The organism is Kitasatospora sp. NPDC096140 (assembly GCF_040303045.1).
Lineage (GTDB): Bacteria > Actinomycetota > Actinomycetes > Streptomycetales > Streptomycetaceae > Kitasatospora.
On record NZ_JBEOUW010000019.1, the window covers coordinates 32,547 to 58,215 of the forward strand.

The 25,669-nt window shown below is 72.6% G+C and carries 20 protein-coding genes and 1 tRNA gene; 2 read left to right on the forward strand and 19 right to left on the reverse strand.

The features are described from left to right. Positions 1 to 263: 263 nt before the first annotated feature. The 15 genes from ABT048_RS20875 to ABT048_RS20945 form a co-directional block, all read right to left on the reverse strand. Entirely contained in the window at positions 264 to 1,541 is a 1,278-nt protein-coding gene (locus ABT048_RS20875) for an MraY family glycosyltransferase (protein ID WP_350522922.1), read from the reverse strand. A gap of 173 nt (positions 1,542 to 1,714) precedes the next feature. Then, the gene (gene glyA / locus ABT048_RS20880; protein WP_350522923.1) at positions 1,715 to 2,995 is read right to left on the reverse strand and encodes a serine hydroxymethyltransferase; all 1,281 of its coding nucleotides are present in this window, start codon (positions 2,993 to 2,995) and stop codon (positions 1,715 to 1,717) included. Between the two features lie 95 nt (positions 2,996 to 3,090). After that, entirely contained in the window at positions 3,091 to 3,732 is a 642-nt protein-coding gene (locus tag ABT048_RS20885; protein ID WP_350523030.1) for an arsenate reductase/protein-tyrosine-phosphatase family protein, read from the reverse strand. 32 nt (positions 3,733 to 3,764) lie between these two features. Beyond that, positions 3,765 to 4,412 (reverse strand): L-threonylcarbamoyladenylate synthase, encoded by a 648-nt coding sequence (locus ABT048_RS20890; RefSeq protein ID WP_350522924.1) that lies wholly within the window; start codon positions 4,410 to 4,412, stop codon positions 3,765 to 3,767. A 106-nt stretch (positions 4,413 to 4,518) separates the two neighbouring features. Next, positions 4,519 to 5,385, reverse strand: a complete 867-nt coding sequence (gene prmC, locus ABT048_RS20895; RefSeq protein WP_350522925.1) for a peptide chain release factor N(5)-glutamine methyltransferase — start codon at positions 5,383 to 5,385, stop codon at positions 4,519 to 4,521. Positions 5,386 to 5,448: 63 nt separating this feature from the next. Then, positions 5,449 to 6,525, reverse strand: coding sequence for a peptide chain release factor 1 (gene prfA / locus ABT048_RS20900; protein ID WP_350522926.1), 1,077 nt, complete (start codon positions 6,523 to 6,525; stop codon positions 5,449 to 5,451). Positions 6,526 to 6,657: 132 nt separating this feature from the next. Then, the gene (rpmE, locus tag ABT048_RS20905; RefSeq protein ID WP_030057539.1) at positions 6,658 to 6,879 is read right to left on the reverse strand and encodes a 50S ribosomal protein L31; all 222 of its coding nucleotides are present in this window, start codon (positions 6,877 to 6,879) and stop codon (positions 6,658 to 6,660) included. Positions 6,880 to 7,016: 137 nt separating this feature from the next. Next, positions 7,017 to 8,162, reverse strand: a complete 1,146-nt coding sequence (locus tag ABT048_RS20910; protein WP_350522927.1) for an LCP family protein — start codon at positions 8,160 to 8,162, stop codon at positions 7,017 to 7,019. A 140-nt stretch (positions 8,163 to 8,302) separates the two neighbouring features. Continuing rightward, on the reverse strand, positions 8,303 to 10,405 hold the full coding sequence (gene rho / locus ABT048_RS20915) for a transcription termination factor Rho (RefSeq protein WP_350522928.1): 2,103 nt from the start codon (positions 10,403 to 10,405) through the stop codon (positions 8,303 to 8,305). Positions 10,406 to 10,996: 591 nt separating this feature from the next. Continuing rightward, positions 10,997 to 11,935 carry a homoserine kinase gene (gene thrB / locus ABT048_RS20920; protein WP_350522929.1) on the reverse strand — a complete coding sequence of 313 codons (939 nt, stop codon included), beginning with the start codon at positions 11,933 to 11,935 and terminating at the stop codon, positions 10,997 to 10,999. A gap of 364 nt (positions 11,936 to 12,299) precedes the next feature. Further along, on the reverse strand, positions 12,300 to 13,400 hold the full coding sequence (gene thrC / locus ABT048_RS20925) for a threonine synthase (protein WP_350522930.1): 1,101 nt from the start codon (positions 13,398 to 13,400) through the stop codon (positions 12,300 to 12,302). A gap of 9 nt (positions 13,401 to 13,409) precedes the next feature. Beyond that, a complete protein-coding gene (locus tag ABT048_RS20930) occupies positions 13,410 to 14,702 on the reverse strand; it encodes a homoserine dehydrogenase (RefSeq protein WP_350522931.1) in 1,293 nt (430 codons plus the stop codon). 137 nt (positions 14,703 to 14,839) lie between these two features. Further along, the gene (gene lysA, locus ABT048_RS20935; protein WP_350522932.1) at positions 14,840 to 16,231 is read right to left on the reverse strand and encodes a diaminopimelate decarboxylase; all 1,392 of its coding nucleotides are present in this window, start codon (positions 16,229 to 16,231) and stop codon (positions 14,840 to 14,842) included. A 91-nt stretch (positions 16,232 to 16,322) separates the two neighbouring features. After that, positions 16,323 to 17,984: an arginine--tRNA ligase gene (argS, locus tag ABT048_RS20940; protein WP_350522933.1), complete on the reverse strand. Its 1,662-nt coding sequence runs from the start codon at positions 17,982 to 17,984 to the stop codon at positions 16,323 to 16,325. A gap of 94 nt (positions 17,985 to 18,078) precedes the next feature. After that, complete coding sequence (locus tag ABT048_RS20945) at positions 18,079 to 18,543, reverse strand: response regulator (RefSeq protein ID WP_502894047.1); 465 nt, start codon at positions 18,541 to 18,543, stop codon at positions 18,079 to 18,081. Positions 18,544 to 18,736: 193 nt separating this feature from the next. Here ABT048_RS20945 and ABT048_RS20950 point away from each other — a divergent pair. Then, positions 18,737 to 18,808 (forward strand) — tRNA-Arg (locus tag ABT048_RS20950). 134 nt (positions 18,809 to 18,942) lie between these two features. Here ABT048_RS20950 and ABT048_RS20955 read toward each other — a convergent pair. The 4 genes from ABT048_RS20955 to ABT048_RS20970 all read right to left on the reverse strand — a co-directional run bounded on the left by ABT048_RS20955 (position 18,943) and on the right by ABT048_RS20970 (position 24,730). Then, positions 18,943 to 19,947, reverse strand: coding sequence for a trypsin-like serine peptidase (locus tag ABT048_RS20955; RefSeq protein ID WP_350522935.1), 1,005 nt, complete (start codon positions 19,945 to 19,947; stop codon positions 18,943 to 18,945). Between the two features lie 136 nt (positions 19,948 to 20,083). Beyond that, positions 20,084 to 21,004, reverse strand: coding sequence for a carbohydrate kinase family protein (locus ABT048_RS20960; protein WP_350523031.1), 921 nt, complete (start codon positions 21,002 to 21,004; stop codon positions 20,084 to 20,086). Positions 21,005 to 21,160: 156 nt separating this feature from the next. Further along, the gene (locus ABT048_RS20965) at positions 21,161 to 22,816 is read right to left on the reverse strand and encodes an MFS transporter (protein ID WP_350522936.1); all 1,656 of its coding nucleotides are present in this window, start codon (positions 22,814 to 22,816) and stop codon (positions 21,161 to 21,163) included. A 207-nt stretch (positions 22,817 to 23,023) separates the two neighbouring features. Then, entirely contained in the window at positions 23,024 to 24,730 is a 1,707-nt protein-coding gene (locus ABT048_RS20970; RefSeq protein WP_350522937.1) for a DUF885 domain-containing protein, read from the reverse strand. A gap of 139 nt (positions 24,731 to 24,869) precedes the next feature. Between ABT048_RS20970 and ABT048_RS20975 the strand changes: the two genes are divergently transcribed. Further along, positions 24,870 to 25,628 carry a TetR/AcrR family transcriptional regulator gene (locus tag ABT048_RS20975; RefSeq protein WP_350522938.1) on the forward strand — a complete coding sequence of 253 codons (759 nt, stop codon included), beginning with the start codon at positions 24,870 to 24,872 and terminating at the stop codon, positions 25,626 to 25,628. Positions 25,629 to 25,669: the final 41 nt, after the last annotated feature.

The following is a 25,669-nucleotide window of genomic DNA, read 5'->3' on the forward strand; positions in this document are numbered from 1 at the left end:
GACGGGCACAGATGGTGGCGGGTGACACCGGACCGAGGCATCGCCGCCGGGCCGCCCGCGAGGACGGCGGGCCCGTCGAAGGAGACCGACAGGGACGGAAGTCATCCACCTGTCAGGTCTTTCGGCGTGTTCTCGGTACTCGTGAACGGTATCACAAACTATTTGATGAGAGCTTTACCATGATTGTGTGGCACCTGTCACACCAACAGCGCAACGAATCCGCCGTACGGGTGAGGCCATCTGACGGAACGCCAACTCCCCCGTCAGCGGCGGCCGCTGGCCGGACCATGGTCGGCGCGCTCGGAGGAGTCCACCCCGGCTTCACCCAGAAGTTGCTTGTCCTTCGCGGACAGTTCGGCCATCGGGCCGGAGGACTGGCGGCGGTAGCGGGGCGGGACGAAGGACTGCACCGCCCGCGGGGCGCGCGGCCGGAACCGCGGGGTGAGCAGCACCACCAGGCCGAGCAGGCAGAGCCCGGCGAGCGTCAGGACCACGGTGCGACCGGTGTTGGTCACCGAGAAGGCCACCGAGCCGAAGGCGATCAGCGCGGCCCAGAAGTACATGATCAGCACGGCCCGGCTGTGCGAGTGCCCGACCTGCAGCAGCCGGTGGTGCAGGTGGCGCTTGTCGGCGGCGAACGGCGACTGGCCGGCCCAGGTGCGGCGCACCACCGCGAGCAGCAGGTCCGCCAGCGGCAGCGCGATGACCGTCAGCGGCAGCAGCAGCGGGATGTAGATCGGCACCAGGGCGTGCACGGTGGCGGTCTGCGAACCGGTCTCGTTGTTGATCAGGTCCGGGTCGACCCGGCCGGTGATGGAGATCGCGGCGACGGCCAGCATCAGGCCCAGCATCATCGAGCCGGAGTCGCCCATGAAGATCCGCGCGGGGTGCATGTTGTGCGCCAGGAAGCCCAGGCACATGCCGATCAGCAGCACGCTGAACAGCACGGCGGGGGCCGCGTCGGTGATCGCGTAGCCGTACCAGAGCCGGTAGCTGTACAGGAAGAACGCCATCGCGGCGATGCAGACCATGCCGCCGGCCAGGCCGTCCAGACCGTCGATGAAGTTCACCGCGTTGACCATGACGACGACCAGGGTGACCGAGATGACCATGCCCTGGGTCGGACTCACCGCGACCGCGCCGACGCCGGGCACCGGGAGGGTGATCACCGTGACGCCCTGCCAGACCATCACACCGGCGGCGATCATCTGGCCGCCGAGCTTCACCAGCGCGTCCACGCCCCACTTGTCGTCGAGCACACCGAGCAGCCACATGATCCCGGCGCCGGACAGCAGCGCGCGGATGTCGGTGCCCTGGGTGAACACCTTGCTCAGGTTGTCGAGCTGCGAGGCGACCAGGATGCCCGCGCAGAGCCCGCCGAACATCGCGATGCCGCCGAGCCGCGGCGTGGGCTCGCGGTGCACGTCGCGGGCGCGCACCGGCGGCATGGCGCCGGCGGCGATGGCGAACTTCCGGACCGGGCCGGTCAGCAGGTAGGTCACGGCGGCGGTGCAGAACAGCACCAGCAGATACTCACGCACCACTGGCCTCCTGCATCACTGTCGAACGGGGAAGTACCGAAGGTACTCCCCTGCCTTCCCGGGGTTCGAGGTGCGTCGCCACGCACACACCTTATTGAGTCGGACGCCGGGGACGCGCATCGCGGTTCGCCCTCCCGGGTAGGAGATCCGGAATGCCCCTGGACGGGTCGCCGTCAGGCCCGGCCGGCGAACGCCAGCGCGAGCTCGCGGATCCGCGCCGCGGTGGGAGCGACCGCGCCCCCGGCGAGCACCCGTGCGATCAGCCCGGCGATCTCGGACAGCTCCGCCGTACCCATCCCCTGGCTGGTCACGGTGCCCGTCCCGAGCCGGATCCCGGAGGCGTCGGCGGGCGGCGCCGGGTCGAACGGCAGTGCGCACTTGCCGAGCAGCAGTCCGGCGGCCGCGCAGCGCCGCTCGGCCTCCGCGCCGGTCACCCCGAGCGGGCTCACGTCGGCCGTCACCAGGTGGGTGTCGGTACCGCCCGTCAGAGGGCGCATTCCGGCCGCTGCGAGCCCCTCGGCCAGCACCCGCGCCCCGGACACCACCCGCTCCGCGTACGCCCGGTAGGCGGGCGTCGACGCCTCCGCGAGGGCGACCGCCTTGCCCGCCACCTCGTTCATCGCCGCGCCGCCCTGGCTGAACGGGAACACCGCCCGGTCGACCCGCTCGGCCAGCTCCGCGGTGCACAGCAGCAGGCCGCCGCGCGGGCCGCGCAGCAGCTTGTGGGTGGCCGCCACGGTGACGTCCGCGTACGGCACCGGGGAGGGCGCCACCCCGGCCGCGATCAGGCCGGTGGTCTGCGCGGCGGAGGCGATCAGGTAGGCGTCCACCTCGTCGGCGATCTCCCGGAAGGCCGCCCAGTCCGGGTGCCGGGGGTGGGAGATCGAGCCCGCCACGATCGCCTTGGGGCGGTGCAACCGGGCCAGTTCGCGCACCTGGTCGAGGTCGATCAGCCCGTCGGTCTCGCGCACGCCGTAGCCGGTGAAGGCGAACCAGCGGCCGGAGAAGTTGGCGCGCGAGCCGCAGCTGAGGTGGCCGCCGTGCTCCAGCGACATCGCCAGCACCCCGTCGCCGGGCCGCAGCAGCGCCGCGTACGCCGCCAGCATCGCCGAAGTCGCCGACCGGGGCTGGACGTTGGCGTGCGGGGCGGCGAACAGCTCGCGGGCCCGGTCGATCGCCAGCAGCTCGGCGGCGTCCGCCAGCGCGCAGCCGGTGTGGTGCCGGCGGCCCGGGTAGCCCTCGGCGTACTTGTCGATCAGCGGGCCGGTGAGGGCCGCCAGGACGGCGGGGCTGGTGAGGTTCTCCCCCGCCAGCAGCTGGATCGTCTCGGCGCGCCGCTCGGCCTCCGCGGCCAGCAGGTCGGCCAGCTGCGGATCCGCCCGGTACAGGGCCTCGGACGCCCACGGGCGCCCCTTCGTCGAGGTCGAGCCGGTCGGGGCGTCGGTGACGGTCATGGCGGGGCTCCCGGGCGCTGCGGGGACGGTGGATCCAGCGTAGGACCGCCACCGCCGCCCGGCCCGTCGGAACGCGGCCGGACGGGCCAGAACACCTACCTGCGCGCCGGAACGCCCGTCAGCGCGGTGACCACCGGGTCGACCGCGTGGAATATCTCCTCGCCGCAGTTGCGGAACATGCCGATCGGTGCGCCGTACGGGTCGTCGACCTCGTCCGACTCCGGCGTGGCGGCCAGCAGCCAGCCGCGCAGCGCGGCCGCCGCGCGGACCAGCGCGCGGGCCCGCTCGGTGACGTCGGCGCCGCGCCGGGGGTCGGGCAGCGTGCCCGGGTCTATCGTCCGCACCAGGCGGGTGAACTCCTTCAGCGTGAAGGTGCGCAGTCCCGCCTCGTGGCCCATCGAGATCACCTGGGCGCGGTGGTCCAGGGTCGCGGTGAGCACCAGGTCGGCCTCGACCACGTGCTCGTCCAGCAGCTCGCGGCCGGTGAAGCCGCCGCTGTCGGCGCCGTACTCGTCGAGCACGGTCGCCGCGTGGTCCTCCATCGGCGCACCCACGTGGCCCCAGGTGCCGGCGCTCTCGACCAGGATCCGCCCGGCCACCCGGGGGCTCAGCCGGGTGTCCAGCTCACGCCGGGTGAGCCGCTCGGCGATCGGCGAGCGGCAGATGTTCCCGGTGCAGACGAAGAGGATCCGGAAGTGGTCCAGCGGCCTGGGGTCCACGCTCAGGTACGGCGCTATGCCGGGCCCGGAACGGAGCGAGGCGGTGGGCGTCAACTGCCGGCCTCCAGGTCGGGGACGACCTCCCTCAGCTGCTCGACGCTGATCGCGCCGGCCCGCAGCAGGACCGGGACCTTGCCGGTGACGTCGACGATGGACGAGGCGGCGGCGTGGTCGGCCGACCCGCCGTCCAGGTAGACCGAGACGGCGTCGCCGAGCTGCGACTGCGCCTCGTCGCAGGTCAGCGGGGACGATCCGCCGGTCAGGTTGGCGCTGGAGACGGCCATCGGGCCGGTGGCGTTCAGCAGCTCGATGGCGACCGGGTGCAGCGGCATCCGGACCGCGACGGTGCCGCGGGTCTCGCCGAGGTCCCAGCGCAGCGAGGGCTGGTGCCGGGCGACCAGGGTCAGCCCGCCGGGCCAGAAGGCGTCGACCAGTTCCCAGGCCTGCTCGGAGAAGTCGGTGACCAGGCCGTGCAGGGTGGTCGGCGAGCCGACCAGCACCGGCGACGGGGTGTTGCGGCCGCGGCCACGGGCGGCCATCAGCTCGCCGACGGCCTCCGGGGAGAAGGCGTCCGCGCCGACCCCGTAGAGGGTGTCGGTGGGCAGCACGACGAGTTCGCCGCGGCGGACGGCCGAGGCGGCCTCGCGCAGGCCGGTGGCGCGGTCCCCGGCATCGGCACAGTCGTAGCGGCGGCTCATCGGTGCGGTCCCCTTCCGAAGTGGCTCTTGGCGGTCACTGCGGCCGTCGCCGTCGTCGCTGCCGTCACGACGGCGCCCTGCGGGCGGTCGTGCTGCGTTCGACTGTTCACAACGACGCCCGTCGGGCGGTCGTGAAGCGCGGCCGGTTGTTCAGGTCGCGGTGGTCGGCGGTGTCCGTCCAGCCGCGTTCCTCGTTGAAGATCCACGGCACCTGGCCGCCCTGCTGGTCGGCGTGCTCGATGACCACCGCGCCGCCCGGGCGCAGCAGCCGCGCGGCGACCCGCTCGATGCCGCGGATGGTGTCCAGGCCGTCCTCGCCGGAGAACAGCGACATCTGCGGGTCGTGGTCGCGGGCCTCCGGCGCGACGTACTCCCACTCGGTGAGCGGGATGTACGGCGGGTTGGAGATCACCAGGTCGAAGCGGCCGTCCCAGGAGCGGTCGTCCTCGAAGGCCCTGGTGGCGTCCCCGGCGTGCAGGGTGACCCGGGCGCGGTCGGGGCTGGCCTCGATGTTGCGCCGGGTGTACTCCAGCGCGCCCTCGTCCAGCTCGAAGGCGTGCACGGTGGAGCGCGGCAGTTCCTGGGCCAGGGCGAGGGCGATCGCGCCGGAGCCGGAGCAGAGGTCCACCACCAGCGGCTCGGCCACGTCCATGTCGCGCACCGCGTCTATGGCCCACTCGACAACCGACTCGGTCTCCGGCCGGGGCACGAACACCCCGGGGCCGACCTCCAGTTCGAGGTAGCGGAAGAACGCCCGTCCGGTGATGTGCTGGAGCGGCTCGCGCGCCTCGCGGCGCGAGACCGCCTCCCAGTAGCGGGCGTCGAAGTCGGCGTCCTTCACCGTGTGCAGCTGGCTGCGCTTGACGTGGTGGACGTAGGCGGCGAGTTCCTCCGCGTCGAAGCGCGGCGACGGCACGCCGGCCGCGGCCAACCGCTGGGTGGCCTGGGCCACCTCGGCGAGCAGCAGGTTCATCCGTACGACCTCTTGTTTCTGCGCTCCGGCTACGGACTGCGCGTGGGCTGGGGCGCGCCGGTCTCAGTTCTCTTGGGCCGCGGCGAGCTTCGCCGCCGCGTCCTTGTCGACGCAGGACTGGATCACCGCGTTCAGCTCGCCGTCCAGGACCTGGTCCAGGTTGTACGACTTGAACCCCGTGCGGTGGTCCGAGATGCGGTTCTCGGGGTAGTTGTACGTCCGGATCCGCTCCGAGCGGTCCACCGTGCGGACCTGGCTGCGGCGCGCGTCCGACGCCTCCCGCTCGGCCTCCTCCTGCGCGGCGGCCAGCAGCCGCGAACGCAGGATGCGCATCGCCTGCTCCTTGTTCTGCAGCTGGCTCTTCTCGTTCTGGCAGGACGCCACGATACCGGTCGGCAGGTGGGTGATCCGGACCGCGGAGTCGGTGGTGTTGACCGACTGGCCGCCGGGGCCGGAGGAGCGGTAGACGTCGATCCGCAGGTCGTTGGCGACGATCTCGACCTCGACCTCCTCCGCCTCGGGGGTGACCAGCACGCCCGCCGCGGAGGTGTGGATGCGGCCCTGGGACTCGGTGGCGGGGACGCGCTGCACGCGGTGCACGCCGCCCTCGTACTTCAGCCGGGCCCAGACGCCCTGGCCGGGCTCGGTGTTGCCCCTGGTCTTCACGGCCACCGAGACGTCCTTGTAGCCGCCGAGGTCGGACTCGTTGGAGTCGATGATCTCGGTCTTCCAGCCGATCCGCTCCGCGTAGCGCAGGTACATCCGGAGCAGGTCACCGGCGAACAGGGCGGACTCCTCGCCGCCCTCGCCCGCCTTGATCTCCAGGATGACGTCCTTGTCGTCGCTCGGGTCGCGCGGCACCAGCAGCAGCCGCAGTTCCTCGGTGAGCTCGTCGCGACGCGCCTCGGACTCCTTCACCTCGGAGATGAACTCCGGGTCCTCCGCGGCGAGTTCGCGCGCGGCCTCGATGTCCTCGCCGGTCTGTCGCCACTGCCGGTAGACCCGGGTGATCGGGGTCAGCTCGGCGTACCGCTTGGCCAGCTTGCGCGCGTTGGCCTGGTCGGCGTGGACGGACGGATCGGCCAGCCTCTTTTCGAGGTCGGCGTGCTCGACGAGGAGCTCTTCGACTGCCTCGAACATGGGGTGGCCTTCTTCCCGGGGGCTCGGATCGGGTTGGGGAGGGGGGAACGCGCGGGGGGACGCGAACGGCGCCGGCCCCCGACGCCCCCGACAACGAGTACGGGGGCGCCGGGAACCGGCGCCGAGTGAGCGCTAGGCCTTCGCGCTGTGCTGCTTGCCGAAGCGGGCCTCGAAGCGGGCCACGCGGCCACCGGTGTCGAGGATCTTCTGCTTGCCGGTGTAGAACGGGTGGCACTGCGAGCAGACCTCGGCGCGGATCTCGCCACTGGTCTCGGTCGAGCGGGTGGTGAACTCGGCGCCGCAGGTGCAGGTCACGCGGGTGACCACGTACTCGGGGTGAACGTTGGGCTTCAAGGGGTTCTCCTAGGTTTCGGGAGGGCACCGGGTCGGCGGCTGGAGTGCCGCACGTGAACCGGGACCGACGGACCAGTCTGCCAGGACGGGCCGCATCTTCCCAAACCGGGTCGCGTTCCGGGATATTCCGGGCCCGCTCAGTGCGTGGCGCCGGCCTTCGCGCTCGCCTTCGCAGTCGCCTTCCCCGCGGCCCGCCCGGGGGTCGACGGCGCGGCCGCGGAGGCCGTGGGGGCCGCCTGGGCGGGGTTCTCCGGCTGCGCGGAGACGACCGCCTGCGGGAACTCCCGGTCGGCCTTGAGGGCCGCCCAGAGCTGGTCGGCCTGCGGCTGCAGCTCGACCACCCGGTTCGGGTCGCCGGGAGCGGTCTGCACCGGCAGGGTCACCATGCCGAGCTGGTCCGGCCCGATCCCCTTGAGCTCCTGGAAGAGCCCCACCAGGGCGTTCACCGAGCCGAGCGCGGAGTCGGTGGTGATGCTCCTGGTCATGGTGTCGCCGATCGACCACAGCTTGACCGGGTCGGTGAACAGTCCCGCCCCGCCGGCCTGCCGGAGCAGCGACTTCACCATCTGCTTCTGCAGCTCGATCCGGCCGAGGTCGCTGCCGTCGCCGACGCCGTGCCGGGTGCGGACGAAGGCGAGCGCCTGCTGACCGTCCAGGTGGTGCTGCCCGGGCGGCAGGTCGAGCCCGCTGTCCTTGTCGTGGATGGCCACCGTGGTGGTCACGGTGGCCCCGCCTATCGCGTCCACGACCCGGGCGAAGCCGGCGAAGTCGATCTGCAGGTAGTGGTCCATCCGGAGCCCGGTGAGCTGCTCGGTGGTCTTGACCGCGCAGGCCGCGCCGCCGGTCTCGAAGGCGCTGTTGTACATCGCGCGCTTGGCGCCGGGCACGGCCGTGCCGTTCGCGCCGGTGCAGTCGGGGCGGGCCACCAGGGTGTCGCGCGGTATCGAGACGATCTGCGCGCGCGAGTGGTCCTGGTTGACGTGCACCACCATCGCGGTGTCCGAGCGGGCGGTGTCGCCGGTGTCCCCGCCGGCCAGGTCGCCGTTCTCGCCGCTGCGCGAGTCGGAGCCCAGCACCAGGACGTTGAAGGACCCGTCGGTGGCGGCCGGCGGCCGGGCGTCGCCGAGGCGGCCGTCGATGTCGACGCTCTTGATGTTGCCGTTGAGCTTCACGTACGCGTAGACGGCCGCGCCGGTGCCGAGGACGACGAGCGCGACGAACGCACAGGCAGCCGTCCGCAGGACCTTGCGGCGGCGACTGGGGACCCTCTTGTGCTCGGCCATACGGTCCAGAATAAATCGGACAACATGATCCAAAGAGCCTCAATTGTCCCGACTCTGGAACAACCCGGGTGCGAACGCACGGAACCCCGGACCGCTCGCGCGATCCGGGGTTCCGTGCTTCGACAGCCGTCCGGCTACGGTCAGTCGCCGGAGCCGGGGGTGGTCTTGGCGATCTGCATCAGGAACTCGGCGTTGCTCTTGGTCTGCTTCATCTTGTCCAGGAGCAGCTCGATCGCCTGCTGCGAGTCGAGCGCGTGCAGCACCCGGCGGAGCTTCCAGACGATGGCCAACTCCTCGTTGCCGAGCAGGATCTCCTCCTTGCGGGTGCTGGAGGCGTCCACGTCGACGGCCGGGAAGATGCGCTTGTCCGAGAGCTTCCGGTCGAGCTTGAGCTCCATGTTGCCGGTGCCCTTGAACTCCTCGAAGATCACCTCGTCCATGCGCGAGCCGGTCTCGACCAGCGCGGTGGCCAGGATGGTCAGCGAGCCGCCGTTCTCGATGTTGCGCGCGGCACCGAAGAACTTCTTCGGCGGGTAGAGCGCGGTCGAGTCGACACCACCGGACAGGATGCGGCCGGAGGCCGGCGCCGCCAGGTTGTAGGCGCGGCCCAGGCGGGTGATCGAGTCCAGCAGGATGACCACGTCGTGGCCCAGCTCCACCAGGCGCTTGGCGCGCTCGATGGCCAGCTCGGCGACGGTGGTGTGGTCCTCCGCCGGGCGGTCGAAGGTCGAGGAGATGACCTCGCCCTTCACCGACCGCTGCATGTCGGTGACCTCTTCCGGACGCTCGTCGACCAGGACGACCATCAGGTGGCACTCGGGGTTGTTGTGGGTGATCGCGTTGGCGACCGCCTGCAGCACCATCGTCTTGCCGGTCTTCGGCGGCGCGACGATCAGACCGCGCTGGCCCTTGCCGATCGGCGACACGAGGTCGATGATGCGGGTGGTCAGCACGCCCGGGTCGGTCTCCAGGCGCAGCCGCTCCTGCGGGTAGAGCGGGGTGAGCTTGTTGAACTCGGGGCGGCCGCGGCCGCTCTCCGGGTCCATGCCGTTGACGGAGTCCAGCCGCACCATGGCGTTGAACTTCTCGCGGCGCTCGCCGTCGCGCGGCTGGCGCACCGCACCGGTGATGGCGTCACCCTTGCGCAGGCCGTTCTTGCGGACCTGGGCGAGCGAGACGTAGACGTCGTTCTGGCCCGGCAGGTAGCCGGAGGTGCGCACGAACGCGTAGTTGTCGAGGATGTCGAGGATGCCCGCGACCGGGATCAGGACGTCGTCCTCGCCGATCTGCGGCTCGGCCGGGCCGGCCTCGAAGCCGTCGCGGCCACGACGGCCCCGGCGGTCGCGGTAACGGCCCCGACGGCCACGACGGCCCTCGCCGAACTCGTCGTCGTCGTAACCGCCCTGGCCCTGCTGGACCTGCGGCTGCTGGGCCTGCTGGCCCTGGCGGCCCTGCTGGTCGCCCTGGCCGCTGCCCGGCTGCTGGGTCTGCTGACCCTGGCGGTCGGCGCGCTCGCGGCGGTTGCGGCGGTCGCGACGCGACTCGCGCGTGTCGCCGTCCTGGGCCTCGCCGGCCTCCGGACGCTCGGTGCGCTCGGTGCGCTCGCCGCCCTCGCGGCGGTCACGGCGCTCGCGGCGGTCGCGACGGCTCTCGCGGCCGTCCTCGCGGCCCTCGAAGCCGCGGGTCTCGGCCGGGCGGGCCTCGGCCTGCTTCGACTCGGCGACCGCGACGGTGGCGGCCTCGGCCGCGGCCTCGGCGGCCGGGGCGACGGGCGCGCCGGCGGCCGAGGTGGCCCGGCGGCGGGTGCGCTCGGCACGGGCCGGCGCGGCGGTCTCGGCGGCGGCCTGGACCGGGATCTCGATCTGGGCCTGCGGCTCGGCGGCGGCCGGGGCCTCGGCGGCGGCCTTGGCGGCGGCGGCCTTGGTGCGGCGGGCCGGCTTCTCGGCCGGGGCCTCGGCGTCCGCCTTGGCGGCGGTGCGCTTCGCGGCGGCCGGGGCGCCACCGGCGGCGAGCAGCGGGTCCCCGCCGCTCTTCTCCTTGATGGTCTCGATCAGCTGGCTCTTGCGCATGCGTCCGGTACCGGTGATGCCAAGGTCCGCGGCGAGCTTCTGCAGCTCGGCCAGGACCATGCCGTCCAGGCCCGCGGCGGCACTGCGGCGGCGCCGCGCCGGGGCAGCGGGGGCGGCTGCGTCCGACGCGTCGGCGTCCGGGCGCGCGCCCATCAGATCGGTGGAGTCGCTCACTAAGGGTCCTTCCCTGGAGCGGACGTCGGCCTGTCTGGCTCGGCGACCGGTTGTGCTGTCCTGACCAACGCTCGACTGCGTCGGTCCGAGGCGGTGATCCCTCGAATGGCGGGAGCCCGTCGAGGGAGAGCTGCGAGGTGCGGTGCTTGAAGCACGGTGGTGCTGAGTGGCGCGGTGGGCCGGTCGTGTGTCGACCTCCCCTTGAGGGCGTAACCCCCACGCTCCCTGCGAATCCCGGGCCCCCGTCGCGTGACGGTGGCCCGCGCTCCGCCCGTCCTGGCCTCTTAGGTGGGAGGCCGCGGGTGGGAGTCAGGTGCCGTCACGGCTTCGGGATGCGGCCGCATGTCGCGCAGGCAGGCTGCGTACGCGCTGCGGTGGGCTCCCGGAGAATCGTCGCCCCGTGCATCGCCGGGACTCCACGGCAGTGGAGTGCTGGGATCGGGACGCGGCGCACCGAGCCCCGGAGGGCACCTGGTGCAGCAATGAGGTTAACACTACCGACCCCCTCAGACATTCCCCAGCCTTGCGCTTGCCAATCGTGTCCGGCCCGGCCCGCTCGACGCGGGCCGGTGCCGGGCCCGTACGGGCTGCTCAGACGTCCAGCGGGAGCACGACGGCCCCGGCGCGGTCGACGTCCAGCCGGTGCGCGGCGAACGCCGGGTCGCCGCCGTGTCCGTGGTGCCCGGCGAAGGAGAGCACCTTGTCGGCGCCCGCCTCGTCGGTGAGCGCGAGGACGGTCGGGCCGGCCCCGGAGATGACCGCGGGGATGCCCTCCGCGCGCAGCGCGCCGACCAGGCCGGCGCTGTCCGGCATGGCCGAGGCGCGGTAGTCCTGGTGCAGCCGGTCCTCGGTGGCGGCGAAGAGCAGCTCGGGGCGCCTGGTCAGCGCCTCCACCAGCAGCGCGGAGCGGCCGGCGTTGACCGCGGCGTCGGCCAGCGGGACGGTCTTCGGCAGCAGGCCGCGGGCGGTCTCGGTGAGCACCTCGCCGGCCGGGACGAACACCACCGGGACGACCTGCTCGGCGGGCTCCAGGGCGACGGCCTTGGCGCACTCGTCGTCGGTCCAGGCGATGGTGAAGTTGCCGCGCAGGCAGGCCGCGACGTTGTCCGGGTGGCCCTCCAGCTCGGAGGCGAGGGCCAGCAGCGCGTCGTCGTCCAGTGCGGACGGACCCCCGATGGTGACCGCGCGGGCGGCCACGATCCCGGCGCAGATGGCGGCGGAGGAGGAACCGAGGCCCCGGCCGTGCGGTATCCGGTTGGCGCAGACCACTTCGAGGCCGCGCGGCTGGCCGCCGAGCCGGTCGAACGCGGCGCGCATCGAGCGGACCAGCAGGTGGCGCTCGTCGCGCGGCAGCGTCTCGGCGCCCTCGCCGGCGATGTCGACGGACAGGCCGGAGTCGGCGACCCGGACGACCACGTCGTCGTACAGACCCAGCGCGAGTCCGAAGGCGTCGAAGCCCGGGCCGAGGTTGGCGCTGGTCGCCGGAACCCGGACGCGGACGGCGGCGGCACGGAACGCAGGACCGGCCATGCGGTGGACTCTCCTGGGGAAATCGGGCGGCGCGGAGCGCGTCGTCGGTGCGAAGGTGGGGGAACGGGCCGCAGGCCCTTCGGGGCGGGCGGCCGCAGTCGTCGGCGCGGCCCGGACGGTACCGGGCCCGGGGCATGTGCCACACGGCCGGACCCAGAGTATCGAAGAGAGGTTCCCGAGCGGTACACCCCGTGGGCCTTCGATCTGGTGTGTTGCCGGTTGTGGCCGGAATGCACACCCCACTCCGTCAAAGAGCGGGGCGAAAACGCCTCGGAATGCACAGCGGAATTGACACAAAAGTGTCAGCGGAGAACTTTGACGGGCCGACCCCCGAAAGGGTCGGCCCGTCGAAGCGTCGGACCCGTCAGCGGTCGAGCAGACCGAGGCTCCGGGCCGCGGTCTCCGGGTCGACCGGGACGACCTGCGGCTGCGGCGCGCCGGCCACCGCCCAGTCGGGGTCCTTGAGGCCGTTGCCGGTCACGGTGCAGACGATCCGCTGGCCCGGGTCGACCAGGCCGGCCTCCGCCTTGGCCAGCAGGCCGGCCACCGAGGCGGCCGAGGCGGGCTCCACGAAGACGCCCTCCTGCGAGGCCAACAGTCGGTAGGCGGACAGGATCTGACGATCCGTCACCTTGTCGATGAGGCCGCCGGACTCGTCCCGCGCGGCGAGCGCGAAGTCCCAGGAGGCCGGGTTGCCGATCCGGATCGCGGTGGCGATGGTCTGCGGCTTGAGCACCGGGGCGCCGTCCACGATCGGGGCCGAGCCGGCCGCCTGGAAGCCCCACATCCGCGGGGTGCGCGAGGCCAGGCCGTCCGCGGCGTATTCGCGGTAACCCTTCCAGTACGCGGTGATGTTGCCCGCGTTGCCGACCGGCAGGACGTGGATGTCCGGGGCGTCGCCGAGCATGTCGACGATCTCGAAGGCCGCGGTCTTCTGGCCCTCGATCCGCACCGGGTTCACCGAGTTGACCAGGGCCACCGGATACTTCTCGGACAGTTCACGCGCAAGGGTGAGGCAGTCGTCGAAGTTCCCGTCGACCTGCAGGATCTTCGCGCCGTGCACCAGCGCCTGGCCCATCTTGCCGAGGGCGATCTTGCCCTGCGGGACGAGCACGGCGGAGACCATCCCGGCCCGCACCGCGTACGCGGCGGCGGAGGCCGAGGTGTTGCCGGTGGACGCACAGATGACGGCCTGTGCGCCCTCCTCCTTGGCCTTGGAGATGGCCATCGTCATCCCGCGGTCCTTGAAGGACCCGGTCGGGTTGGCGCCCTCGACCTTGAGGTAGACCTCGCAGCCGGTGCGCTCGGAGAGCACCTGGGCGGGGACCAGGGGCGTGCCGCCCTCCAGCAGGGTGACCACCGGGGTGGCCGCGGTGACCGGCAGGCGGTCCCGGTACTCCTCGATCAGGCCGCGCCACTGGTGGGTGTGCGCGCCTCGGACGACGTTCTCGGCAACGGCGTTCATGGCAGTTCCTTATTCCCCTTCGACCCGCATGATGCTGGCCACGTCCCGCACGCTGTCCAGCGCACGGAGCTTGTCGACCGTCGCCGACAGCGCGGCGTCGGTGGCACGGTGGGTGACCACGACGAGCGAGGCGTCGCCGTCGCGGCCCTGCTGGCGCACGGTGTCGATGGAGACGCCGTGCTCGGCGAAGACGGACGCCACCTGGGCGAGCACACCCGCACGGTCGTCCACGTCCAGGCTGACGTGGTAGCGGGTGACGACCTCGTCCATCGGCTTGGCCGGCAGCTGCGTGTACACGGAGTCACCGGGGCCGGTGGCGCCGGCCAGCTTGTTGCGGCAGACCGCGACCAGGTCGCCCAGCACCGCGGAGGCGGTCGGCGAGCCGCCCGCGCCCGGGCCGTAGAACATCAGCCGGCCGGCCGCCTCGGCCTCGACGAACACCGCGTTGTACGCCTCGCGGACCGAGGCCAGCGGGTGCGAGAGCGGGATCATCGCCGGGTGGACGCGCGCGGTGACGGACTCGCCGTGGGCCGCCCGCTCGCAGATCGCGAGCAGCTTGACCACGCAGCCCATCTCCTTGGCCGAGGCGATGTCGGCCGCGGTCACCTCGGTGATGCCCTCGCGGTAGACGTCCGCGGCGGTGACCTTGGTGTGGAAGGCGATGCCGGCCAGGATCGCGGCCTTGGCGGCGGCGTCGAAGCCCTCGACGTCGGCCGTCGGGTCGGCCTCGGCGTAGCCCAGCGCGGTGGCCTCCTCCAGCGCCTCCGAGTAGCCGGCGCCGGTGGTGTCCATCTTGTCGAGGATGAAGTTGGTGGTGCCGTTGACGATGCCCAGCACCCGGTTGACCTTGTCGCCCGCGAGGGACTCGCGCAGCGGGCGCAGCAGCGGGATCGCGCCCGCCACCGCGGCCTCGTAGTACAGGTCCACCCCGGCCGCGGCGGCCGCGGTGTGCAGCTCGGCGCCGTCCTGGGCGAGCAGGGCCTTGTTGGCGCTGACCACCGAGGCGCCGTGCTTGAACGCCGCCAGGATGTGCTGTTTGGCCGGCTCGATGCCGCCCACCACCTCGACCACGACGTCGATGTCGCCCCGGTTGATCAGGGCCTCGGCGTCGGTGGTGATGAGGTGCTCGGGCACACCGGGGCGGGCCCGGCCGGCCCGGCGGACCGCGATCCCGGCCAGCTCCACCGGGGCACCGATGCGAGCGGCGAGGTCGTCGGCCGTCGTCGTCATGATGCGCGCCACCTCGGAGCCCACCACACCACAACCCAGCAACGCCACCTTCAGCGGGCGCGTACGCATCATCCGACTCCGCTCTGCATTCATCGTGCTTCGGTATTTCCGGCGGTTTTCCGGCGCCGCCGGGAACTTCGGTCCGTACCAGTCTCCGGGACTTTCCGTACGGATCTACGGTCGTTCCATGATCTGAGACAAGGATTTCGTCATCCGATATCCAGACGCAGGAGATCTTCCTCCGTCTCGCGCCGGACGATCACCCGCGCCGCACCGTCCTTGACGGCCACCACGGGAGGCCTGAGGGCGTGGTTGTAGTTGCTCGCCATCGAGCGGCAGTAGGCGCCGGTGGCGGGCACCGCGATCAGGTCGCCCGCGGCCAGGTCGGACGGCAGGAAGGCGTCCCGCACGACGATGTCGCCGGACTCGCAGTGCTTGCCGACCACCCTGACCAGCATCGGCTCGGCGTCGCTGGTGCGCGACACCAGGGCCACCGAGTACTCGGCGTCGTACAGCGCGGTGCGGATGTTGTCGGACATCCCGCCGTCCACGCTGACGTAGGTGCGCAGGCCCGGCAGCTCCTTGACGGTGCCGACCTCGTACAGCGTGAACGCCGTCGGGCCGACGATCGCCCGGCCCGGCTCCACGCACAGCCGCGGGGCGTTCAGGTTCGCGGCGGCGCACTCGCGGCGGACGATGTCGGCCAGCGCGGCCGCGATCTCGGCCGGCTCGCGCGGGTCGTCGTCGCTGGTGTACGCGATGCCGAGGCCGCCGCCGAGGTCGATCTCGGGCAGCTCGACGCCGTGCTCGTCGCGGATCTGAGCCAGCAGGCCGACCACCCGGCGGGCGGCGACCTCGAAGCCCGCCGTGTCGAAGATCTGCGAGCCGATGTGCGAGTGGATGCCGCGCAGCTCCAGGCTGTCGTGGCCGAGCACGCGGCGCACCGCCTCGGCGGCGGCTCCCCCGGTCAGCGACAGGCCGAACTTCTGGTCCTCGTGCGCCGTGGCGATGAACTCGTGGGTGTGCGCCTCGACGCCGACCGTGATCCGGATCAGCACCTGCTGGCGCACGCCCTGGCGGGCCGCGATCGCGGCGAGCCGCTCGATCTCCTCGTACGAGTCGACCACGATGTGGCCGACGCCGGTCTTCACCGCGTGTTCGAGCTCGTCCACCGACTTGTTGTTGCCGTGCAGCGCGATCCGCGCCGACGGCATCCCGGCGGCCAGCGCCACCGCCAACTCGCCCGCGCTGCACACGTCGAGGTTGAGGCCCTCCTCGTGCAGCCAGCGCACGACGGCCTTGGAGAGGAACGCCTTGCCGGCGTAGTAGACGTCCGCGTCGGTGCCGAAGGCGTCCCGCCAGGCGCGCGCCCGGGAGCGGAAGTCCTCCTCGTCCAGCAGGTACGCCGGGGTGCCGAACTCGGCCGCCAGCTGCTTGACGTCGATCCCGCCGACGGTGGCCACGCCCTCGGCGTCGCGGGTGACGGTGCGCGACCAGACCTTCGGGTCGAGCGCGTTGAGGTCGGCGGGCGGGGCCTGGTAGTGGCCCTCGGGCAGGACGTCTCCGTGACGGGGGCCTGCCGGGTGTGCGGAACGACTCATGCTGGTTCGTCCTTCGAGAGACCTATGGCGAGGGGCGGCGACGGTCCCCGTTGACCGTCAGCCGCCCCCGCTCTGCGCTTGGGGGTGGTGCCTACATCCGCTCGGGCGCCGTCACGCCCAGGAGCGTGAGGCCGTTGGCCATGACCGTGCGCGTGGCCTCGACCAGCCAGAGCCGGGCCCGGTGCGTGTCGTTGAGCTCCTCGTCGCCCTTGGGCAGGAACATGCAGTTCTCGTACAGGCGGTGGTACTTGCCCGCGAGGTCCTCCAGGTAGCGCGCGACCCGGTGCGGCTCGCGCAGCTCGCCGGCCGTGGCGAGGATGCGCGGGAACTCGCCGAGGGCGCCGAGGATGTCGCTCTCCCACTCGGTCGCGAGCAGCTCGGGTTTGAACTGCTCGGCCGTGCCCTTGTCCACGCCCAGCTCGGCGGCCTTGCGCGCCACGCCGCACATCCGGGTGTGGGCGTACTGGACGTAGTAGACCGGGTTCTCGTTGGTCTGGCTGGTGAGGACGTTGATGTCCAGCGTGATGGTCGAGTCCGTGGAGGAGCGCGCCAGGGTGTAGCGGGCGGCGTCCACGCCGATCCACTCGACCACGTCGTCGATCGTGATGATGTTGCCCGCACGCTTGGACATGCGGACCTCTTCGCCGTCGCGAAGCATCTTCACGAACTGGCCGATCTTCACCTCGATGTTGTGGTTCATGTCGTCGCCCGCGCAGGCCGAGATGGCCTTGAGGCGGTTGACGTAGCCGTGGTGGTCGGCGCCCAGCATGTAGAGCGCGACCTCGGCACCGCGGTCCCGCTTGGACAGGTAGTACGCGGCGTCGGCGGCGAAGTAGGTCTTGTCGCCGTCGGCCTTGATCAGGACGCGGTCCTTGTCGTCGCCGAAGTCGGTGGTGCGCAGGAAGACCGCACCGTCCTGCTCGAAGACGTGGCCCTGCTCGCGCAGCCGCTCGATGGCCTTCTCGACGGCGCCCGAGTCGTGCAGCGTCTTCTCCGAGAACCACACGTCGAAGTGGGTGCCGAACTCGTCCATCGAGCGCTTGATCTCGGCCACCATGAGCTTGAGGCCCTCGGTGCGGAAGACCTCCAGCTGCTCGGCCTCGGAGAGGTCGAGCACGCCCGGGATCGCGTCGGTCAGCGCCTTGGCGATGTCGACGATGTACTCGCCGACGTACCCGCCCTCGGGCACCTCGCGGCCGTTCGCGGCGGCCTGCAGCGAGGCGGCGAACTTGGTGATCTGCACACCGGCGTCGTTGAGGTAGTACTCGGTGGTGACGTCGGCGCCGGAGGCCCGCAGCACGCGCGCCATCGAGTCGCCGACGGCGGCCCAGCGGACGCCGCCGATGTGGATCGGGCCGGTCGGGTTGGCGGAGACGAACTCCAGGTTGATCTTCAGGCCGTTCAGGGCGTCGTTGCGGCCGTAGGCCTCGCCCGCCTCGACGACGGTGCGGGCGAGCGCGCCGGCGGTGGCGGTGTCCAGGGTGATGTTCAGGAAGCCCGGACCGGCGATGTCGACCGCGGAGACGCCGGTGATCCCTCGCAGGCGCTCGGCCAGGACCTCGGCAACGGCTCGCGGCGGCTTGCCGGCCGCCTTGGCGAGCTGGAGGGCCACGTTGGTCGCGTAGTCGCCGTGGTCCCTGTTCTTGGGCCGCTCGACCGTCACGTGCTCGGGCACGGCGACGGCCAGCTCGCCCGCCTCGACGGCGGTGCTCACTGCGGCCTGGATTGCCTGGGAAAGGTCTGCGGGGGTCACGACGCCAAGCGTAGGCGAGACGGGGTACCCGCCCGCCACTCGGTTTACCGGTTGAGACGCCCGGAGGCGCCGACGCGCCGTCCGCCGCGGGGTCTCAGCCGCGATCGGTCCGCTCCGTTCGCTCAGGGCGAAACTCGCGGGACCTTTTGCCGAACCGCCCGTCGGACCGGGCGTCGAGCGCGCCGCCGTCCGCGCCGAGCAGCATCAGACGGCGGACCATGGCCACCAGGTCGGCCGGGTCGAAGGGCTTGCCGAGGTAGCCGTCCACGCCGGCCGCCTCCCCCAGGTCCAGGTCCGCCGGGGTGCAGGCGCTCACGATCGCGATCGGCAGTCGACTGGTGTCCGGTGTCGCGCGCAGCCGGGCCGCCGTCCGCAGGCCGTCCAGCCGCGGCATCATCACGTCCAGCGTCACCACGTCCGGCTTCACCCGGCGGACGACCTCCAGGCACTCGGCGCCGTCGGCGGCGGTCACCACCTCGAAGCCCTCAAGCTCCAGGTTGACCCTGATCAGCTGGCGGATCACCTCGCTGTCGTCCACCACGAGGACCCGCCCGGACACTCCCGACACCTCACCGAGGGTATCCGCGGCCCCGCCGCCCCGTCCGGCCTTTGGGCACTTCCGCTCCCCCGGCCGCCCGGCCGCCGCCCCGCCCACCGCCCCGACGATCTTCCGGGAAACCCGTGCACGGACCACGGCCCCGGCCTGGTAGTGTTCTCCACGTCGGAAGCGCGAGCGTCCGACAGGCCAGTAGGCCCCCGTAGCTCAGGGGATAGAGCACCGCCCTCCGGAGGCGGGTGCGTAGGTTCGAATCCTACCGGGGGCACTTCGCAGGAAGTGCAACAGAGGCCCAGATCAGTGGAGTTGATCCACGGATCTGGGCCTTCGTCATGTCCGGGCCGCGCGGCTCCGGGCCCTGCCGCTCCGGCCCGCCCGGGTGGTGCGAGCGGGCCGGAGCGGTCAGGACTCGGCGGACTCGACCTGGCTGTAGAGCGTCGCGATGGTGTGGTCGAAGTAGGCGCTGTAGGAGACGTCGTCGGTGTCGCCGCCCTGCTGGTAGCCGCCGATGGCGCCGACCACGTCGCCCGTGGCGGTGTTGATCCAGGGGCCGCCGCTGGTGCCCGCCGGGTAGGACGGGCAGTCGATGACCCGCTCGTAGGTGCTCTTCCGGTCGGTCGTGTTGGTGCACAGCTCGGGCGTCTCGGAGTCGGCGGGGTAGCCGTAGAGGCGGACGGTCGAGCCGAAGGGCTCGTCGGTGCCCAGGCGGTTGCCGCCGACCACGTCCTCGACCTTGCGACCGTTGCTCGGGGCGGTCTCCAGGATCGCGAAGTCCTCGTCCACGTCGCCCTTCTGGGACCAGCCGGTGGTGGTGTGGACCGCGGTGACCCGCCAGGTGCCGTACGGGGCGGAGCCGTCGCGGTAGCCGGGGGCGAAGGTGACGCCGTCGGTGCTGTCGAGGCAGTGCGCGGCGGTCAGCAGCAGGTTCCCGGTGGCGCTGTGCAGCACGCTGGCGGTGCAGAAGTGGTTGCCGGCCTCCACCGAGCCGCTGAACAGCGCACCGACGGTGGCGGTTTCGCGGATGTCGGCGGAGGCGGCGGCGGTCTTCCCGAGGACGGCGCCGCGGGTGTCGGGGGTGGCGGCCGCGGCGGCCGTCGGGCTGTCACCGGGGGTGGGGGTGGCGGTGGCCGCGGGCGGGTCGGCCGGGATCGCGGTGTCCGTCGGGGTCGGGGTGTCGGTCGGCGTGGGGGCGGCGACCGGGGCGGGCAGCGCGTCCGCGGTGGTGGTCGGGGTGGGCACGACGACGGCGCGGGTGCTGCGCGCGGCCTTCCCGGCGGCCGTGGCGTCGGACAGGTCGAGGCCGTGCGTCCCGGCGACGACGGCGGCCACCACGACCGCGGACAGCGCGGTGAACAGGGAGGGAGCCAGCAGGCGGCGGCGTGACCTCGGGCGGCGGTGCTGACCCATGCCTGACTCTCCTGCCGGGTTCGGTGGCGGTGTTCGGTCAACGACTATGACGCCTCCGACTGGAAAGGTCGTTATCGGTGCCTTGGAGGTCGATGAGAAATCCGTCACTCGGGCGCCGACGGCCGCCGCCCCCGGGTCATCCGCCGTTCAGCACCGCGTCGAGCCCGGCCGCGTCGACGAAGGCGGTGTGCGTCCCGGCGGAGGTGCAGGCGAAGGCGCCGGCCGCCGAGCCGGCGCGGGCGCAGTCCAGCGGCGGACGGCCCCGGAACCAGCCGTACAGGAAGCCGGTGACGAAGGCGTCCCCGGCACCGTTGGTGTCCACCACCGGGCGGCCCGGGTCGACGGCCGGCAGGTGGCGGAGCACGCCGTCCTCCCGGGTGAGCAGATGGCAGCCGTCGGCGCCGGCGGTGGCGACGACCACCCGCGCGCGGCCCTCGGCGAGGATCGCGCGCATCACCTCCTCGTACCGGCCGCGGCAGCCCGCCACCGAGAGGAAGACCAGATCGGAGCCGAGCGCGTAGTCGCGGTGGTGCGGGTCGGCGCCGTCCCAGTCGTGCAGGTCGGTGGAGGTGGTGCGACCGAGCCGGTGCAGGTCGCCGTACATGTCCCGGTTGACGCCGGTGATGGAGAGGTGGACGTGCCGGCTGCGCTCGGCGTACGGCAGGTAGAAGTCGCGCGGAAGTCGCAGGTCGGCCGGGTGGCGGCCGTCGTAGAAGGAGAACCGGCGGCCCGCGGCGTCGACCAGGTTGACCCCGCGCGGGGTGCCGTGCGGGCTCACCAGGTGCCCGAAGTGCAGGCCGTGGCGCTCGTAGGCGGCCCGGATCAGGGCGCCCTGCGGGTCATCGCCGAGGAAGTCCAGGAAGGCGGTGCGCAGGCCGAGGTGGTGGGCGCCGAGGGCGACGCCGTTGCCGGTGTGGCCGACGTAGTCGTGCACCGGGCCGACGAACTGCGAGTCGCCGGGCGGGATCTCCAGCCGCTCGACCCGGACGACGGTGTCCACGCCGGCGCCGCCGACGACGAGCAGGTCGAACTCGGGCCGCGCGGGTCCGGACGGCACCGGCTCGGGAGCCGTGGTCGCGGACGGCACGGGCGCGGACGGCGTGGTCTCGGACGGCGTGGTCTCGGGCAGCACGGCGGCGCCTCCTTGATCCCTGGACGGTGGCCAGGAGTCAAGCAGGCGCCGGAGGTTGACTGCAAGACCTTGCTGCAAACGTCAATCGGCCGGTGGGCGCTCCACCCCCGCTTCGGAGCGGACCTCGCCGCCCGCCCGGACGTTGGCCCGGACGTCCGCCATGGCGGCCTCCCGGGGGCTCGGCCGGCCGTCCACGGCCCGCACGGCGGAGACCGCCGTGGCGCCCGCTCCCGTGCCGGCCTCGACGGCGCCGGTCCCGACGGCACCCGCCTCGACGGCGGTGGCCTCACCGGGCGCCGGCCGGTGGTCGATCATCAGGAAGGCGACCAGCGCGGCCAGCAACAGGATGCCCATCGCCACCCAGGTCGCGACCACGTACCCGTGCACCGCGCCCTGGGCCTGCACCGCCGGGTCGGAGGCGATCCGGGTGGCCAGGAAGGTCGCGGTGGCACTGGCCGCAATGGTGTTCAGCAGTGCCGTGCCGAAGGAACCGCCCACCTGCTGGGCCGAGTTGATGGTGGCCGAGGCCGCGCCGGCCTCGTTCGGGGCGACCCCGAGGGTGGCCAGGCTCATCGACGGCATGAACACCAGGCCCATGCCGAAACCCAGCAGCAGCTCGGCGGGCAGCACCATGCCGGCCCACGGGCTGTCCACGTGCATCTGGGTCAGCCAGGCCATGCCGCCACCGGCGAGCAGCAGTCCCGGCGCGATCAGGTTCCGGGACGGCACCCTGGTCATCAGCCGGGCCGCGATCCCGGTCGAACTGATCACGATGGCGGCCGTCATGGGCAGGAAGGAGAGGCCGGACACGATCGGCGAGAAGTGCTTGATGGCCTGCAGGTAGTAGGTCAGGAACAGGAACAGGCCGAACATGCCGACCATGGCCAGGCCGACCGACAGGGCGCCGCCACCGCGGTTGCGGTCGGCGATGATGTGCGTCGGCAGCAGCGCGTGCGGGGTGCGCTTCTCGACCAGGACGAACACCGCGAGCAGCGCCACGCCCAGGAACAGCGATCCCAGCACCAGCGCGTCGCCCCAGCCCCGGGTGACGGCCTCGGAGGTGCCGAAGACGATCGCCAGCAGGCCGCCGCAGCCGAGCAGCGCCCCGGGCAGGTCCAGCTTGACCCGGTGCCCCTTGGCGACGTGGTCGCGCTGGAGCACGGAGAACGCGGCGAAGGCGGTGGCGATGGCGATCGGGGTGTTGACGAACAGGCACCAGCGCCAGTTCAGGTACTCGGTCAGCAGGCCACCGGCGATGAAGCCGATCGCGGCGCCGCCGCCGGCGATCGCACCGAAGATGCCGAAGGCCGTACTGCGTTCCTTCGGGTCGGAGAAGGTGGTGGAGAGCAGCCCCAGCGCGGAGGGGGCGAGCAGGGCGCCGAACGCGCCCTGGAGGGCGCGGGCACCGAAGAGCATGGACGGGTCGGCCGCCGCGCCGCCGAGCGCGGAGGCGAGGGCGAAGCCCAGCAGCCCGATGGTGAAGACGCGCTTGCGCCCGAAGAGGTCGCCCAGCCGTCCGCCGAGCAGCAGCAGACCGCCGAAGGCCAGCGTGTAGGCGGTGATCACCCACTGCCGGTCGGCGTCGGATATGCCCAGGTCCCGCTGGGCGGACGGCAGTGCGATGTTCACGATGGTGATGTCGAGGACGATCATGAGCTGGGCGACGGCGATGACGGCCAGCGCCCACCAGCGCCGGCTGTCCGCGTTCTCATGACCGATGGCAGGTTGCTCAGTCACGGTCGAGCCTTCCGGAGTGTGGCGGAGAGGTCACGCAGTCGCCTTCCAGCCAATACCCGGGTCCGACGGAATGGCAAGGAAAAACCTCACCAAATCAGACTTTTGGGACAAAAGAACCAGGAGTCTGGGACTTCGGGACGAGCCCCCGGGACCCCGGTCCGGTACGGCTCCCGCACCCGTGCGCGCGGGAGCCGTACCGGCGGCCGGCTACAGCGCCGAGAGCTCGTCGACCAGGTCGTCCAGCCCCAGCGAGCCCTGCGACAGCGCCGCCATGTGCCAGGCCTTGAGGTCGAACTCCTCGCCGCGCGCCTCGTGCGCCGCCTTCGCCGCCGCCCGGCCGCGCAGCCAGGCGCGCTCGCCCAGCTTGTAGCCGATCGCCTGGCCGGGCATGCCCAGGTAGCGGACCAGCTCGCTGTCCAGGAAGTCGTCGGACAGGCCGCAGTACTGCCCGAAGAACTCGCGGGCGTGCTCCGGGCTCACCGGCTCGCCCGGCTTGTACGGGGAGTCGGCCGGGAAGTCCAGGCCCGCGTGCATGCCGATGTCGACGATGACCCGCAGCGCCCGCATCATCTGCGCGTTGAGGTAGCCGAGGCGCTGGCCCGGGTCGGTGAGGTAGCCGAGCTCGTCCATCAGGCGCTCGGCGTACAGCGCCCAGCCCTCCAGGTTGGCGCTGACCCCGCCGAGGCTCACCTGGTAGGTGGAGAGCCGGTCGGCGACGTAGTTCCACTGCGCGAGCTGCAGGTGGTGGCCCGGGACGCCCTCGTGGTACCAGATCGACACCAGGTCCCAGAGCGGGAAGCGCTCCCGGCCGAGCAGCGGCAGCCAGGTCCGCCCGGGCCGGACGAAGTCCAGCGACGGCGGGGTGTAGTACGGCGCGGCGGCGCTGCCGGCCGGGGCGATCTTCGACTCGACCCGGGTGACCGGCTCGGCCAGGTCGAAGTGGGTGCCCTGGAGGTCCCGGATCGCCTGGTCCATCAGGCTCTGCAGGTGCTCCCGGATGCCCTCGGCGCCCTCGACGGCCGGGCCGTCGGTGCCCAGCCAGGTCATCGCCGCCATCGGGTCGGCGCCCGGGAGGACCTTCTCGGCCTCGACGCGCATCTGCGCCAGCAGGTCGTGGAACTCGGTCCAGGCCCAGGCGTACGCCTCGTCCAGGTCGAGGTCGGCGCCGGCCCAGTAGCGGACCCACCGGCGGTAGCGCTCGCGGCCCACCGCGTCCGGGGTGCCGGCCGCGGCCGGGCCGTAGACGTCGCGCAGCCAGTCGCGCAGCGCGGCCAGGCCCTCGGTGGCGGCCACCGCGTGCTCGGACAGCCCGGCGCGCAGGCCCTCCGGCGCGTCCTGGACGAACTGGCCGAACCAGCCCCCGGCGACTTCCCCGTCCAGCCACTCGCCGATCTGCCCGACCACCGTCTCCACCTGGCGCGGACCGGCGAGCAGGCCTCGCTCGACGCCCTCGGCCAGGGTCTGCCGGTACTGCTCCAGCGCGACCGGGACCTTCGCCAGCCGGCGGCCGACCACCTGCCACTCGGCCTCGGTGCCGGTGGCCATCAGGGTGAAGGACTCCCGCAGTTCGTGCACCGGGGAGGCCAGGTTGCGCACCGCGCGGAAGTTCTCGCCCGCCTCGTGGACCGCGAGTTCGGCGGTCAGCCGCTCGCGCAGCAGCCGGGCGCAGCGGCGCTCGGCCTCGTCCCCGGCGGCACCGGCCCGCTCGGCGTCGCCGAGCTGCGCCAGGGTGCGGCGGGCGAGGTCGGCGATCGCCTCGCGGCCGGCCGGGGAGAGATCGGGCAGTCGGTCGTCCTCGGGGTTGAGGCCGAGGTAGACCGCGGTCAGCGGATCGAGTTCGGCCAGGGCACGGACGTACCCGTCCGCGATGCGGCGCGGGGTGGTGCCGTCGGCGGTGATCAGTTCTTCAACCATCCGGACATCATTTCGTGGCGCGGCCCGTTTGCAACCCCTTTGCCACCGGCTTCCATCGGCCCGGATGCGAGGACGACCCGCGGAAATCCGTTCGGCGGGACAGGATCCGATCGGTCCGACGCCCATTACGCTGACCGCCATGGAAGCCCGCCCCACCTCGGCATCCGACCAGGTGCCCGCCCCGGCCGTACCCCCGACGCGCCCCCGACGCACCGGCTACCGGCGACTGCCGGTCCAACAGCGGCGCGAGCAGTTGATCTCGGTCGCCCTGGAGCTGTTCGCCTCCCGACCACCCGAGGAGGTGAGCCTGGACGACGTCGCCGAGGCCGCCGAGGCCTCCCGCCCGCTGGTCTACCGCTACTTCGCGGGCGGCAAGCAGCAGTTGTACGAGGCCGCGCTGCGCACCGCGGCCGACGAGCTGACCAGCCGCTTCGTCGTCCCGCTGACCGGCACGCCGTCCGAGCAGCTGGCGGCCGTGCTGGACGGCTACTTCGCCTTCGTCGCCGAGCACGACGCCGGCTACTCGGCGCTGCTGCGCGGCGGTTCGGTGGTGGAGACGGCCCGCACCTCGGCGATCGTGGACGACGTCCGGCGGGCCGCGCTGCGGCGCACGCTGCGCCACCTCGGCGTGCGGGAGGCCGGACCGCGGCTGACGCTGCTGGTGCGCTCGTGGATCGCGGTGGTCGAGGGCGCGTCGCTGACCTGGCTGGACGAGGGGCGCACGCTGCCGGTGGCGGAGCTGCGCGACTGGCTGGTGGACCAGTTCACCGCGATGGCGGCGGCGACCGCGCTGCACGACCCGCAGACGGCGGAGGTGCTGGCGGGGCTGCTCGCGCTGGAGGGCCCGCAGGCGCCGCGGGCCGCGCGGCTGCGGGAGGTCCTGGACGACGGGCGCTGACGCTCCCGACCCCCGTGCCCGGGGTCGGGGCCGTCCGGCGC

What these genes read in the sequence shown, in the direction of transcription:
- glyA (WP_350522923.1), bottom strand. Translation starts at nt 2,995, where the DNA reads ATGACCGTCACCGACGCCCCGACCGGCTCGACCTCGACGAAGGGGCGC.
- ABT048_RS20890 (WP_350522924.1), bottom strand. Translation starts at nt 4,412, where the DNA reads ATGAGCCGCCGCTACGACTGTGCCGATGCCGGGGACCGCGCCACCGGC.
- prmC (WP_350522925.1), bottom strand. Translation starts at nt 5,385, where the DNA reads ATGAACCTGCTGCTCGCCGAGGTGGCCCAGGCCACCCAGCGGTTGGCC.
- prfA (WP_350522926.1), bottom strand. Translation starts at nt 6,525, where the DNA reads ATGTTCGAGGCAGTCGAAGAGCTCCTCGTCGAGCACGCCGACCTCGAA.
- ABT048_RS20910 (WP_350522927.1), bottom strand. Translation starts at nt 8,162, where the DNA reads ATGGCCGAGCACAAGAGGGTCCCCAGTCGCCGCCGCAAGGTCCTGCGG.
- thrB (WP_350522929.1), bottom strand. Translation starts at nt 11,935, where the DNA reads ATGGCCGGTCCTGCGTTCCGTGCCGCCGCCGTCCGCGTCCGGGTTCCG.
- thrC (WP_350522930.1), bottom strand. Translation starts at nt 13,400, where the DNA reads ATGAACGCCGTTGCCGAGAACGTCGTCCGAGGCGCGCACACCCACCAG.
- ABT048_RS20930 (WP_350522931.1), bottom strand. Translation starts at nt 14,702, where the DNA reads ATGATGCGTACGCGCCCGCTGAAGGTGGCGTTGCTGGGTTGTGGTGTG.
- lysA (WP_350522932.1), bottom strand. Translation starts at nt 16,231, where the DNA reads ATGAGTCGTTCCGCACACCCGGCAGGCCCCCGTCACGGAGACGTCCTG.
- ABT048_RS20955 (WP_350522935.1), bottom strand. Translation starts at nt 19,947, where the DNA reads ATGGGTCAGCACCGCCGCCCGAGGTCACGCCGCCGCCTGCTGGCTCCC.
- ABT048_RS20970 (WP_350522937.1), bottom strand. Translation starts at nt 24,730, where the DNA reads ATGGTTGAAGAACTGATCACCGCCGACGGCACCACCCCGCGCCGCATC.
- ABT048_RS20975 (WP_350522938.1), top strand. Translation starts at nt 24,870, where the DNA reads ATGGAAGCCCGCCCCACCTCGGCATCCGACCAGGTGCCCGCCCCGGCC.